This is a genomic window from Rhizocola hellebori (assembly GCF_016862955.1).
GTDB classification, from domain to species: domain Bacteria; phylum Actinomycetota; class Actinomycetes; order Mycobacteriales; family Micromonosporaceae; genus Rhizocola; species Rhizocola hellebori.
Map to the genome: position 1 here is coordinate 1 of NZ_BONY01000020.1, position 13,120 is coordinate 13,120.

Annotated in this window: 10 protein-coding genes; 6 read left to right on the forward strand and 4 right to left on the reverse strand. The window is 66.2% G+C overall.

What is annotated here, in order from left to right; translation table 11 throughout:
• Positions 1-42: 42 nt before the first annotated feature.
• Positions 43-1,620 carry a pectate lyase family protein gene (locus tag Rhe02_RS17910; protein ID WP_203909389.1) on the reverse strand — a complete coding sequence of 526 codons (1,578 nt, stop codon included), beginning with the start codon at positions 1,618-1,620 and terminating at the stop codon, positions 43-45.
• 322 nt (positions 1,621-1,942) lie between these two features.
• Between Rhe02_RS17910 and htpG the strand changes: the two genes are divergently transcribed.
• Entirely contained in the window at positions 1,943-3,811 is a 1,869-nt protein-coding gene (gene htpG / locus Rhe02_RS17915; protein WP_203909390.1) for a molecular chaperone HtpG, read from the forward strand.
• 21 nt (positions 3,812-3,832) lie between these two features.
• Here htpG and Rhe02_RS17920 read toward each other — a convergent pair whose 3' ends face one another.
• The 3 genes from Rhe02_RS17920 to Rhe02_RS17930 are packed head-to-tail and all read right to left on the reverse strand — an operon-like array spanning position 3,833 to position 5,528.
• Entirely contained in the window at positions 3,833-4,741 is a 909-nt protein-coding gene (locus tag Rhe02_RS17920) for a hypothetical protein (protein WP_203909391.1), read from the reverse strand.
• The gene (locus Rhe02_RS17925) at positions 4,738-5,055 is read right to left on the reverse strand and encodes a PadR family transcriptional regulator (RefSeq protein ID WP_203909392.1); all 318 of its coding nucleotides are present in this window, start codon (positions 5,053-5,055) and stop codon (positions 4,738-4,740) included. The genes Rhe02_RS17920 and Rhe02_RS17925 overlap by 4 nt, the downstream gene beginning before the upstream one ends.
• A gap of 50 nt (positions 5,056-5,105) precedes the next feature.
• Positions 5,106-5,528 carry a hypothetical protein gene (locus tag Rhe02_RS17930; protein WP_203909393.1) on the reverse strand — a complete coding sequence of 141 codons (423 nt, stop codon included), beginning with the start codon at positions 5,526-5,528 and terminating at the stop codon, positions 5,106-5,108.
• Between the two features lie 161 nt (positions 5,529-5,689).
• On the opposite strand from Rhe02_RS17930, the gene Rhe02_RS17935 reads away from it, so the two are divergent.
• The 5 genes from Rhe02_RS17935 to Rhe02_RS17955 all read left to right on the forward strand — a co-directional run bounded on the left by Rhe02_RS17935 (position 5,690) and on the right by Rhe02_RS17955 (position 13,118).
• Positions 5,690-7,150 carry an amidase family protein gene (locus tag Rhe02_RS17935; protein WP_203909394.1) on the forward strand — a complete coding sequence of 487 codons (1,461 nt, stop codon included), beginning with the start codon at positions 5,690-5,692 and terminating at the stop codon, positions 7,148-7,150.
• Between the two features lie 13 nt (positions 7,151-7,163).
• Positions 7,164-8,057 (forward strand): J domain-containing protein, encoded by an 894-nt coding sequence (locus tag Rhe02_RS17940; protein ID WP_203909395.1) that lies wholly within the window; start codon positions 7,164-7,166, stop codon positions 8,055-8,057.
• A gap of 78 nt (positions 8,058-8,135) precedes the next feature.
• On the forward strand, positions 8,136-10,085 hold the full coding sequence (locus tag Rhe02_RS17945) for an alpha-1,4-glucan--maltose-1-phosphate maltosyltransferase (RefSeq protein WP_203909396.1): 1,950 nt from the start codon (positions 8,136-8,138) through the stop codon (positions 10,083-10,085).
• Positions 10,078-11,796, forward strand: coding sequence for a maltose alpha-D-glucosyltransferase (gene treS, locus Rhe02_RS17950; RefSeq protein ID WP_203909397.1), 1,719 nt, complete (start codon positions 10,078-10,080; stop codon positions 11,794-11,796). The genes Rhe02_RS17945 and treS overlap by 8 nt, the downstream gene beginning before the upstream one ends.
• On the forward strand, positions 11,793-13,118 hold the full coding sequence (locus Rhe02_RS17955) for a maltokinase N-terminal cap-like domain-containing protein (protein WP_203909398.1): 1,326 nt from the start codon (positions 11,793-11,795) through the stop codon (positions 13,116-13,118). Before treS ends, Rhe02_RS17955 begins: the two co-directional genes overlap by 4 nt.
• The last annotated feature ends 2 nt before the right edge of the window (positions 13,119-13,120 follow it).

Consider the following 13,120-nt stretch of genomic DNA (forward strand, 5'->3'; position numbering starts at 1 on the left):
GGGACCACCACAACCGGTGGTCCCCGCCTCATTCACCAAAGGCTATCCGGCGTAGGTTTCGAACTCGCCAACCCTTGGCACAGCAGAAGAACTGGTAATCCTGAAGGTGACCTTCGTCAGCGAGGTCGCACCGAAGGTGATGGTGCCCGCCCCGCTGCCCGACTTCAGCACCGCGCCGGTGTCGGCGTTGATGACCTGCCACGAACCGATGGCGCCGACCGCACCCGAAGCCTCACGGATGATGATGCGCGCTATCGACTTGGCCGTACTCCACTTGATCGAGATGTCGCCGGTCGAGCCGCTGGGCGACCAGTAGGTCGTCATGTTGGCGTCGCGCACGTTGCCGTAGCTGGTCCCGTCGGCCTTGCTCGAGCCGTCGGAACCGGCCCCGATGCTCAGGTTGGGCCCGCTGGGCGACGAGGTGGCCGACGGCGTCGGGCTCGTCGGCGGCGTCGGGCTGGTGGACGGCCGCGGGCTCGATGGTGACGCCGACGGCGACTGCGGCGGTGTCTGCGGCGAGCAGTTGCCGTTGGACACCTGCAGCCCCTTGTTCGCCCCGGCCGTCAGCGCGACGATGTTCGGCACGCAGCTGGCGCCGTCCAGGGTGTACGAGTAAGGGATGCTCACGGTGGTGTTGGACGGCATGCTCGGCCCGGCCGGGTTGGTGTCGCTGCCGGGGCTCGACCAGGTCACGTTGTCCAGGATGTTGCCGCTGGCCTGCCAGAAGCCGGCCTCGCTGGTGTAGTAGGTGCCCAGCACGTCCTTGGAGTTCTTGAAATAGTTGTTCTCCACCTTCGCGCGGGCCCCGGCCCGGGAGTTGATGCCGGACTCGTTGAGGCTCACGTAGGAGTTGTTGTAGACGTGGGCGATGCCGCCACGCAGCAGCGGCGTGCGCGAGTCGATGTTCTGGTAGAGGTTGTGGTGGAACGTGATGAAGCCGTTGGACCGGTCGCTCTCGCTGGACCCGATCAGGCCGCCGCGGCCGGAGTTGCGCAGGATGCTGTAGGACAGGGTCACGTACTGGGTGTTGTCCTTCATGTCGAACAGGCCGTCGAACCCTTCCGCCTCCCCGCCCGAAGCCTCCAGCGTGACGTGATCGACCCAGATGTTGCGCACGGTGCTCTCCATGCCGATGGCGTCGCCGCCGTTGGACAGCGGTGAGCCCGACTTCTTGACGTTCCGCACGGTCACGTTCTGGATGATGATGTTGCTGGCGTCACGAATGTGAATGCCCAGCTGATCGAAGACGGCGCCGCCGCCGACCCCGATGATCGTGATGTTGCTGATCTCCTTGAGCTCGATCTTGTCGGCGGCCGTGTTGCAGCTGCTGCCGGAGACCTTGGTGGTGTTGCCGTGGTTGATGGTGCCCTCAACCTGGATGATGATCGGGGTGCTGCTGCTGGCACGGCCGCACAGCGCCGCATGGATCGCGGTTCCCGTGGTGGCCCGTACCGTCTGCCCGCCCGCACCGCCGGTGGTCCCACCGTGTTGGGTCGCGAAGCCGGTGACACCGCCAGTGGCTGCCGAAGCTTCGGGCACCGACAGTGCCATCCCGACTGCGGCCGCAACCGCCATCGTGGCGAGCCCTGCCTTGAGTCGCAACGCGACTGGTCGTCTCATTCTCGTCTCACCTTCATCAACGCATCGATGATGCGCAGTAGGGGGTAGTGCCTCCGCCCGGCATTAGGAAAGCGCATTCCTTTACAAAGGTGGAGACCAAACGAGTAGATGTCAATGGATCCCCGTTTGCAGGATTGTTGCAGTCCCCAACCAACTACGCCCGATTCGAGGCTCAACCAGGGATCGAAGCCTGTATTACGTGCCGATAACAGGAACGCGCTTTCCTAATTTCAAACGTCTGCGCCGTGGCCCAGATGCGCACGCCGATCGATCATTGAGATACTTGCGTAGGTAGTCTCAGTGATGGAGGTAGGCAGGCCCGATGGAGACGTTCGAATTCCAGGCGGAGGTACGTCAGCTGCTGCAGCTGATGATCCACTCGATCTATTCCACGAAGGACATCTTCCTTCGTGAACTGATCTCGAATTCGTCCGATGCGCTCGACAAGCTGCGCATCGCCAGCTTCCGCGACAAAGACCTCGAGGCCGATCTCACCGACCTGCACATCGAGATCTCCGCCGACCCGCAGCAGCGCACGCTGACGGTGCGCGACAACGGGATCGGCATGTCGCGCGACGAGGTGGTGGAGCTCATCGGGACGATCGCCCGCTCCGGAACCGCCGAGCTGCTCAAAGCCGTGCAGGACAACACGGATGTGCGGGCGCTGATCGGCAGGTTCGGGGTCGGCTTCTACTCGACCTTCATGGTGGCCGACCGGGTCACGCTGATCACCCGCAAGGCGGGCGAGCCGGCCGGGGTGCGCTGGGAGTCCGACGGCCAGGGCAGCTACACCATCGACACCGTCGACGGCCTGCCCCTGGGCACCGCGGTGACCCTGCACCTCAAGCCCGAGGACACCCAGGACAACCTGCACGACTACACCTCGGAGTTCCGGATCCGGGAGACGGTCAAGAAGTACTCCGACTTCATCTCGTGGCCGATCCGCATGAGCGTCAAGCGCGACGGCGACAGTGGCGAGGCCAGCGAGGTCACCGAGACCCTCAACTCGATGAAGGCGCTGTGGGCGCGAGCGCCCGAAGAGGTCAAACCCGAGGAGTACCAAGAGCTTTACCGGCACCTCACCCACGACTGGCGGGCGCCGCTGGAGACCGTCCACATGCGCGGCGAGGGCACCTTCACCTTCGAGGCGGTGCTTTTCCTTCCGGCGCAAGCCCCGGCGGACATATTTATGCGCGGGTCCAGCTCCGGCATCCACCTGTATGTCAACCGGGTGTTCATCATGGACGACTGCGACGCGCTGATGCCCAGCTTCCTGCGCTTCGTCAAAGGGGTGGTCGACGCGGGTGACCTGTCGCTCAACGTCTCCCGGGAGATCCTGCAGCAGGATCGCCAGATCAAGGCGATGCGCCGCCGCCTGGTGCGCAAGGTGCTCGCCTCGCTCGGCGAGATGCGTGCCAAGGACGCGGAGCGTTTCGCCGGGTTCTGGTCCGAGCTCGGCCGGGTGGTCAAGGAGGGCTTGGTCACCGACCCCGACCACCGCGACCCGATTCTGGACATCGCCTCCTTCGCGTCCACTCACGACAGTGACAGCACGACCACGCTGGCCGAGTATGTGGCACGCATGCCCGAGGGCCAGGAGAAGATCTACTACCTCACCGGCAGCTCGCTGCCGGTGCTCAAGCAGTCGCCCCATCTGGAAGGCTTCGTGGGCAAGGGTTACGAGGTGCTGCTGCTGTGCGATCCGATCGACGAGATGTGGGTCGAGCGCTCCGACTTCGGCGGGAAACAGTTGCAGTCCATCGCCAAAGGCCAGGCTGATCTGGGTACCCAGTCAGAAATTGAGAATCAAGAGGTCTTCACCGCGTTGGTGGCGTGGCTGTCCGAGCAGCTGGCCGACGAGGTTCGCGAGGTCCGGCTCACCTCACGCCTGACCGAGTCACCGGCCTGCCTGGTGGGTGAGGAGTTCGACATCACCCCGATGCTTCAGCAGTACCTGCGCGCCGCCGGGCAGGGCTTCCCGGAGAGCAAACGCATTCTTGAGATCAACCCGGCGCATCCGCTCGTCGGCGCGCTGCGCGAAAAGCACGCGGCCGGTCCCGACGCCGACCTGGCCGAAACGGCACGCCTGCTGCTGGCCCTGGCCCAGATCGCCGAAGGCATGCAGCCCAACGATCCGGCCGCGTTCACCCGCGCGATGGCGGGCCGCCTCACCCAGCTGATGACCCGATAACCGCCTATCGTCCTGGCCCGCCTAGGTCGTCGTGGCGACCGCCGCCTTGGCCGCTGCCTTCGAGGCGCGGATGGCGGCGGTCGCATACGACAGCGCGTAGGCGGCCAGGACGATGAGGAAATGTGGCGTGAAGACAGAGTCGTCACGGATCGAGACCATTTCCTCCGGGTTGACCAGGCCGAGGGGTTCGTAGGCCAGGGCCGCCAGAAACCACATCGGCGCATGCACCTTGACGAACATGTAGCCCCCCGGCGCATGCACATCGGCACCGATCGAATGCCAGAACTGGACCATGATGACGACGTCGAGAACCACGAGCCACGCCGGCACGACGACGAGCATGACCCGGCCGCCCCACCCCCGTTGCGCCGCCCTGGCCACGAGATACACCATCACAAACAAGGCCGGAACCCACACCCGGCTCAAGCGCAGCTGCTCCGAGAACTCTCTATAGCTGTTAATAGCCCGATGCATCATGAGGAACGACGCGCTGACCGAAAGCCCGAGGCCCACCGCCAGCGCCGCCGGGCCGGCCAGGACGCTGCGAGCGCCCCACCAGCGGCCGATGACAATGCTGGCTAATAGGCTCATAGCAGCGAATCCCCAGAGCCACCGAGATAACTCGATGGGACCGATGATCGGCGACAGCCGGCTCACGGCAATCATCGCAGTGAGGCAAACGACCCCCAGCATGAACGGGCCGGCCAGCAGGAACAGCACGGTACCGGCGGTGCGCCAGGTGAAGCCGATCGCGGGTGCGTGAGCGGGGCGCGCGAAGACCAGACCGAACGCGTAGGACAGGCAGCGCAGCGCTCCTCGTTGCCTGGCAAGGAAATCCAGCTCCGCCAGCCACTCGCGGCGCGTCTGGGACTCATCGGGCCACCGTCGGGCCGCCGCCTTGATCAGCGCTCGGCTCAGCATCAGCATCATGCGGGCCGCACCACCCTCGCGGTGGATGGTGCGGTCATGGTGCTGCGGTGCAGCTCGGCAAGCTTGTGCCGGGCCTGCTCCGCCCCATCGGGCGTCAGCAGGTAGTAGCGGCGGACGGGACGGCCCAGCGCGGCCGGGTCGCCCTCCTCCCACGACGAGCTGACCCATCCGGCCGCCTGAAGCTTCTGCAGGATCGGATAGATCGTGCCGCTGCCCAGGCCGGAGTGTTCCATCAGGTCGACGCCGTAGCGGGCGGCCTCCACATCGGAGAGGAAGACCGACAGCACTTTCGCCATCGGGATCGTCAGTCGCATGCGAGCACTCTATCGTTTCTCGACATAGGGTCAACCCCTGATCGAAACGGCTAGAGCACTTCGAGATTGTCGTCGGTGCCGTTGCGCAGGATGCACTGCCAGGTCAGGATCGCGCCGGCGGCGAGCAGCGCCTGCCCGGCCGAGGCGCACTGGCTGCCGAAGTGGCTGTGGCTCGGCGGGTAGGTGCTGTGGTAACGCCAAGGGCCGGGCAGGGTGTAGAGCTTGGTCTGCCCCGAGATGAGCAGGCATTGCCACACCACAGCGGTGCCGTTGGCCATCATCGCCTGGGCGGCCGCGACGCACTGGTCGTCGAAGGGGAACCCGCCGGGTGGAAAACTGCCCTGGAAGATCCATCCGGCCGGTGGCGTGATGGTGGTGGTCGTGGTCGCCGCCGTCACCGGCGTCGCCGAGGCTGCCAGCGCGGCAACGATGGCGGCGATGGCGGCGATGGCCATGGCGCTTCGTCGAAGCATGATCGCGAACTCCTCGATGTCAGTGGATGCGCATCTACGCATCCGGTTTTATCAATGCATGAGCGCGCGTACACCTTGGCTATGCCGATTGCGCCCTGGTCCACATAGGACATTGATGCTGGCGGCCTGACGGGGTGCCGGATGGCTGGTAGGTTCCAGCGGTGACCATTCCCGACCTCGCCGGTGTCACCGTCGCGCAGCTGCGTGCCCTGCTGGAAACCGGAAAGGTGACCAGCCAAACCCTCGTCGAAGCGCACCTGGCGCAGATCAGCCGCTACGATGCCGCGTTCGGGGCGATCCGCTGCCTGGCATCGAGCGCCTTCGACGAAGCCGCGCAAAGCGACCGGACCCGCCGCGAGCTCGGCCCGCGCAGCCCGATCGAGGGCATCCCGGTCCTGGTCAAGGACAACATCGACGTCGCCGGGCTGCCCACGACCGCCGGCGCGCTCGCCCTTGAGCACAACATGCCCACCACGGACGCACCGATCATTACCGCGCTGCGCGAAGCGGGCGCGATCATCCTGGGCAAGACGAACCTCTCCGAGATGGCCAACTTCCTCACCGAGGAGATGCCGTCGGGCTACTCCTCGCTGGGCGGGCAGGTGCTCAACCCCTACGACACGTCAATCACGCCCAGCGGATCCAGCAGCGGCTGCGGGGCCGCCGCGGCGCTGGGCTTCGCGCCGCTGACCGTCGGCACCGAAACCGACGGCTCCATCACCAGCCCGGCCGCACAGCAGAGCATCGTCGGCATGAAACCCACCCTCGGCCTGGTCAGCCGCACCGGGATCGTGCCCATCGCGCCCAGCCAGGACACGGCCGGCCCGATGACCCGCACCGTGGCCGACGCGGCCCAGCTGCTGGCGGCGATCGCCGGACCCGATCCCGCGGACCCGGCCACCAATGACGCCCAAGCGGTCGCCGCCGCGCTGCGCGAGCTGGTCCTGGACGCTCAGGCGCTGCACGGCACCCGGATAGGTGTCGTGCGGCAGGACCCCGAGCCCGACGACAAGCCCGATCCGGCCGCCGACAAGGTCCATGACGCGGCGCTCACCGCGCTACGCGACGCGGGCGCGCACCTGGTCGAGGTCAGCCTGCCCAGCTGGAGCCGCGACGACGAAATAACGGTGCTGCACTACGAATTCGCCCCCAGCGTCGAGCGCTACCTCGCCGGGGTCGGCCCGCACGCGCAGATGCGCAGCCTGGCCGACATCCAGGCATGGAACAACGCCAACGCCGGCAAGGCGCTCAAATTCCGTCAGGTGCATGTGGACATCGCCGTGGCCGTCGACCACGACCGCGATCGTGACGCCTACCAGCAGGCGCGCGAGCGCGATCTGAAGTTCGCCAACGACAATCTGCTCGCGGCGCTGGGCGACACCCTGGACTGCCTTGTCTTTCCCGGCGCCTCCGGTTGCAGCTGGGCGGCCCGCGCCGGCTGGCCCAGCATCGTGGTCCCGGCCGGTTACCGCGCCGACAACCGGCGGCCGGTGGGCATCATGCTGGTGAGCCGGCCCTGGACCGACGCCCGTCTGCTGCAGCTGGCATACGCCTTGGAGCAAGCACATCCGTTACGCCGCACGCCGTTCGAGATCAACCCCGCCGCGATGCGCCGACTCTAGGAGCCTGACCGAAATGGAACTTGGCGAGGCCGAGTCGCGCCTGGTGCTGGGAGTCGATTCGAGCGCGACCCGGCCCGAAATCCGGGCCAGATATCAGATTCTGCTGCAGCTGTTCCATCCCGACCGGCTGCAGGACGCCCCCGAGACCGTACGCGAGGAGGCGCAACGGCAAGTCAGGCAACTGAATGCCGCCTATGCCCACCTCACGTCGGATTCTCCGCTCATGCCAGCGGCTGTCGATGACGGCTCCACACCCGACACCACCATCGTCAACCCCCACAACGGGCCGCTGGCGCTGCTTCGCCCGCCGGTGCGCACTCCGCATACCGCCGACTTCTGGCAGCGGGTGGGCCTTGAACCGATCATCATCCGGGTCTACGAGGGCACCGGCCTGACTTTGTGCACACCATCGCTGCGCGACAACGACACCCGTGCCCAGTTCCTGTCAGACGATCGTCATCTGCACCTGGCCCGCAGCCCCGAAGGCTTGGTGGGCCTCGTCGAAGAGCTGACCGAGCACGATCTGCTTCAGCTGGATGCCTGGCCCGATCTGGTGGAGTCCATACACACCAAGCAGATCGCCGTCCTGCCGGCTCATCGGTACGACATTCCCGCCGCCTTGGACAACCTGACCCGCGGAACAGAACTGTGGGATCCGAAACTGTTGACAGCGGTCTACGACATCGTCTACGAACTGGCGATCTCGCTTGATCTGGCGGACATCTACGAGGCGCTCATGCCTGGATCGCCGCTTCATCGGCTCTACGAACTCGTGCACGAGCTGGACGGCGCGCTGCTGTCACGGCGGCGGGTGCAGCGCGAGGTGGAGAGGTTTGACCTGGTGAGCGTCTACGACGCGTGGACCGACATCTCCTCCATCGTCGCAGAACATCTCCAATGGCACTAGCAGCGGACAGCACATCGACGAGTACGCAAGTATCGCTATTGGGGCCGACGCCTGCCCGGGGTGGATACGCTCGATAGCATGATCGGACGCTTGCCGATCGAAGAGGTCAGTCCCCAAATCGCCTGCGGCCAGTTCCCGGCGAAAGCAGTTGTCGGAGAGCGGGTGCCCATAGCGGCCCGCTGCTACCGCGAGGGTCACGAGGCCTTGGGGTGCGACGTTTCTTGGACCGGCCCGGACGGCGTGACACGGCCCTTCGTGCGAATGCACCCGGGCGCGCCAGGCCTTGACCTGTGGCACGCCAGCATCCAGCCCGACACGGTCGGGATGTGGACGTTCACCGTCGAAGCATTCGACGATCCCTATCTGAGCTGGCGGCACGCGGTCACCAAGAAGATCGAAGCCGGGCAGGACGCTGCCGACCTCGGCAACGAACTGGCCGAGGGGGCCGCCATGTTCGAGCAGGCGGCCGAGTTCGTGCCCGCCAAGTCCCAGGCCTGGGTGCTCAGCGCCGCGGCGGCGTTGCGTGACGACGGGCGGCCACTGTTCGCGCGGGTCAGCAGCGCCATGGAACTTGGCGAGCTGCTGTGGGAGTTCCCGTTGCGGCACCTGGTCACCGCCTCGCCCACCCATGAGCTATGGGTCGACCGCCAGCGCGGGCTCTACTCGGCCTGGTACGAGATCTTCCCCCGCTCGGAGAGCGAAAAACCCGGCGTCCACGGGACTTTCGCCACCGCCGCACACTGCCTGCCCGAAGTGGCGCAGATGGGCTTCGATGTGCTTTACCTGACCCCAATCCACCCAATCGGCCGGATCAGCCGCAAGGGGCGCAACAACGCACTGGTCGCCGCAGACGGCGATGTCGGCTCACCGTACGCGATCGGCGCCGCCGAAGGCGGACACGACGCGATCCATCCGCAACTGGGCACCATGGAGGATTTCCGCGAGTTCGTCGTCAGCGCCAACCGGGCCGGGCTCGAGGTGGCCCTCGATCTGGCCCTGCAGTGCGCGCCCGACCACCCGTGGGTCAGCGAACATCCGGAATGGTTCACCACCCGGGCCGACGGGCACATCGCCTACGCGGAGAACCCGCCGAAGAAGTATCAGGACATCTATCCGCTCAACTTCGACAACGATCCGCAGGGACTGCAAGAGGAAGTGCTGCGCATCGTCCTGCACTGGGTGCGGCAGGGGGTCAAGATCTTCCGGGTGGACAACCCGCACACCAAGCCGGTCTCCATGTGGCACTGGCTGATCTGGCAGGTGAAGCAGACCGATCCGGACGTGCTGTTCCTGGCCGAGGCGTTCACCACACCGGCGATGATGCACGGTCTGGCCAAGGCCGGGTTCACCCAGTCCTACACCTATTTCACCTGGCGCACCAACGCCGCCGACATGCGCCGCTACTGCGAGGAACTGCTCGGCGCCGCCGAATACATGCGGCCCAACTTCTGGCCGACGACCCACGACATCCTCACCCCCGACCTTCAGTTCGGCGGGCCGCCCATGTTCAAAATCCGGGCCGTGCTCGCCGGCATGCTCTCGCCCTCCTACGGCATCTACGCCGGGTACGAGCTGTTCGAGCACGTGGCACGGGCCGGAGTGGAGGAGTATGTCGACAACGAGAAGTACGAGCTGAAGTCGCGCGACCGGAAAGCGGCCCGCACCGCCGGGGAGTCGCTGGCACCGTTTTTGAGCAAGCTCAACGAAATCCGCCGGCTCAACCCCGCCCTGCATTGGCTGCGCAACCTGCGCTTCCACGACGTCGACAACGGCGCGCTGCTGATCTGGTCCAAACGCGACCCCGACTCCGACAACACCGTGCTCGTCGCCTGTTCCTTCGACCCGAACCACGAGCAGTGGGGAAACGTCACGCTGGACATGGCGGCGCTGGGCTTCGAGGCGCACCACCGGTTCACGGTGCGCGACGAGCTGACCGGCGCCGAATATCAATGGGGACAACACAACGTCGTTGGCCTCAACCCGCACATCGAGCCCGCCCACATCTTCACGGTGCATCGCCATGACTGACACACTTGTGCCCCACCCGTCCGCCGACGACTTCGAGCACGCGCGCAACCTGCCCGAGGACAGAACCTGGTTCCAGCGGGCCGTGTTCTACGAGGCGCTGGTAAGGGCCTTCTACGACGACAACAGCGACGGCTGCGGGGACATGCAGGGCCTCATCGGGCAGCTGGACTACCTGCAATGGCTCGGGGTGGACTGTCTTTGGCTGCCACCGTTCTACGACTCACCGCTGCGCGACGGCGGGTACGACATCCGCGACTTCTACAAGGTGCTGCCCGAATTCGGCACGGTCGACGATTTCGTCGAACTGGTCGACGCGGCGCACCGCCGCGGCATCCGGGTCATCACCGACCTGGTGATCAACCACACCTCCGACAGCCACGCCTGGTTCCAGGAGTCGCGCCGCAACCCCGACGGGCCCTACGGCGACTACTACGTGTGGAGCGACACCGATCAGGCCTACCCGGACGCGCGGGTCATCTTCGTGGACACCGAAGAGTCGAACTGGACCTTCGATCCGGTGCGCCGGCAGTTCTTCTGGCACCGGTTCTTCTCCCATCAGCCCGACCTCAACTTCGAGAACCCTGCCGTGCAACGCGAGATTCTCGACGTCATCCGGTTCTGGCTGGATCTGGGCATCGACGGGTTCCGGCTCGACGCCGTGCCGTACCTGTTCGAAAAAGAGGGAACCAACTGCGAGAACCTGCCCGAGACCCACGAGTTCCTCAAACGCCTGCGCAAGGTCGTCGACGACGAGCACCCGGGACGGGTGCTGCTGGCCGAGGCCAACCAGTGGCCGGCCGACGTCGTGGAATACTTCGGCGACGCCTCGGTCGGCGGCGACGAATGCCATATGGCGTTTCACTTCCCGCTCATGCCGCGCATCTTCATGGCGGTGCGCCGCGAGTCGCGGCTGCCGATCTCGGAGATCCTCGACCAGACCCCGCCGATCCCCAGCAACTGCCAGTGGGGCATCTTCCTGCGCAACCACGACGAGCTGACGCTGGAGATGGTGACCGACGAGGAACGCGACTACATGTACAGCGAGTACGCCAAGGATCCGCGGATGCGGGCCAACGTCGGCATCCGGCGGCGCCTGTCGTCGCTTTTGGACAATGACCGCAACCAGTTCGAGTTGTTCACCGCGCTGCTGCTGTCGCTGCCCGGCTCGCCGGTGCTTTACTACGGCGACGAGATAGGCATGGGCGACAACATCTGGCTGGGCGACCGCGACAGCGTGCGCACCCCGATGCAGTGGACGCCTGACCGCAACGCGGGCTTCTCCAAGGCCCACCCCGGACGCATCTACCTTCCAGTCAACCAGGACGCCGTCTACGGGTACCAGGCGATAAATGTGGAATCCCAACGCGACAGCTCGGCCACCCTGCTCAACTGGACCCGCACCATGCTGGCGGTGCGCCGCAGGCATGAGGCTTTCGCCGTCGGCACGTTCCAGGACCTCGGCGGGTCAAACCCTTCGGTGCTCGCGTTCCTGCGCCAGACCGAAAACGACGCCGTGCTGTGCGTGAACAATCTGTCCCGCTTCCCGCAGCCCATCGAGCTGAGCCTGGCCGACTGGGCCGGATACCAGCCGACCGAGCTGACCGGGCGGGTGCCCTTCCCGCGCATCGGCCATCTTCCCTATCTGCTGACTCTGCCCGGGCACGGGTTCTACTGGTTCCGGCTGAGCCCACCGGAGGAGGAGCCGTCATGAAGCTTCCGTTTGCCCAGTGGCTGCCCCACCAACGCTGGTATGCCGGGCGGCATCGCACCATCGCGGCCGCCGAACCGGTTGCGGTGACACCGTTGCGCGACGATCTGGATCACGTGATCCTCGACGTGTCCTTCACCGACGGTGGCAGCAATCAGATGTACCAGGTCATCGTCGGCTGGAACCACACGCCGGTGGACGAGTTCGAGGCGGTGGCGACCATCGGCGCGGACGGTGGGCGCACCGCGTTCGACGCGCTCTTCGACGAGGAGGCCGCGCAGTTTCTGCTCAAGCTGGTCGCCGACGGTGCCCGGGTGGGCGATCTGCGTTTCGTCCCGGAACCCGATGCCCTGCTGCCCGCCGACATCCCGGCCCGGGTCGCCGACGCCGAGCAGAGCAACACCAGCGTGATCTTCAGCCGGTCCGCCATCTTCAAGCTCTACCGCCGTGTCCGCCCGGGGATCAACCCGGACCTGGAACTCAACCGGGTGCTCGGCCGGGCGGGCAACCCGCATGTGGCCAAACTGCTTGGGGCGATTGAAGGTATCCAGGACGGGCAGACCATGTCGCTGGGCATGGTGACCTCGTTCGCCGACAACGCCGCCGACGGGTGGGAAATGGCCATGGCCAGCGCCCGCGACCTGTTCGCCGAGGGCGATCTGCATCCCGACGAGGTGGGCGGCGACTTTGCCAGCGAGTCACATCGCCTGGGCGAAGCGGTGGCGTCCGTGCACCAGACCCTCGCCCAGGAGCTGGGCATGACGGCGCAACCGGCGCCCACCCAGGCCATGACGCAACGGCTTACCGCGGCCACCGAGGTCGTGCCGGAGCTGGCCGAGGTGGCCGGCGCGGTGCGCGACCGGTATGAGGCGGCCGCCGCCACCGCGGTGTCCGTGCAGCGTGTCCACGGCGACCTGCACCTGGGTCAGGCGTTGCGCACCCCGGAGAACTGGCTGCTGATCGACTTCGAGGGCGAGCCGGGGCAGCCGATGCCGGCCCGCCGCCGCCCCGACTCCGTGCTGCGCGACGTGGCCAGCGTGCTTCGCTCCTACGAGTACGCCGCCTACCAGCCGCTGGCCGGCGAACAACTCGACGAGCAGCTGACAAGCAGGGCACGGGAGTGGATCGACCGCAACGAGGATGCCTTCTGCGCCGGGTACGCCGACGCGGCCGGGTTCGATCCTCGCGACCAGATGCCGTTGCTGGCCGCCTACGAGCTGGACAAAGCGGTCTACGAGGCGGCCTATGAGGCGCAGCACCGCCCGAGCTGGTCGTGGATTCCCCGCCACTCGATCGAGCGGCTGCTCACTATGTCACGGGGGTGACC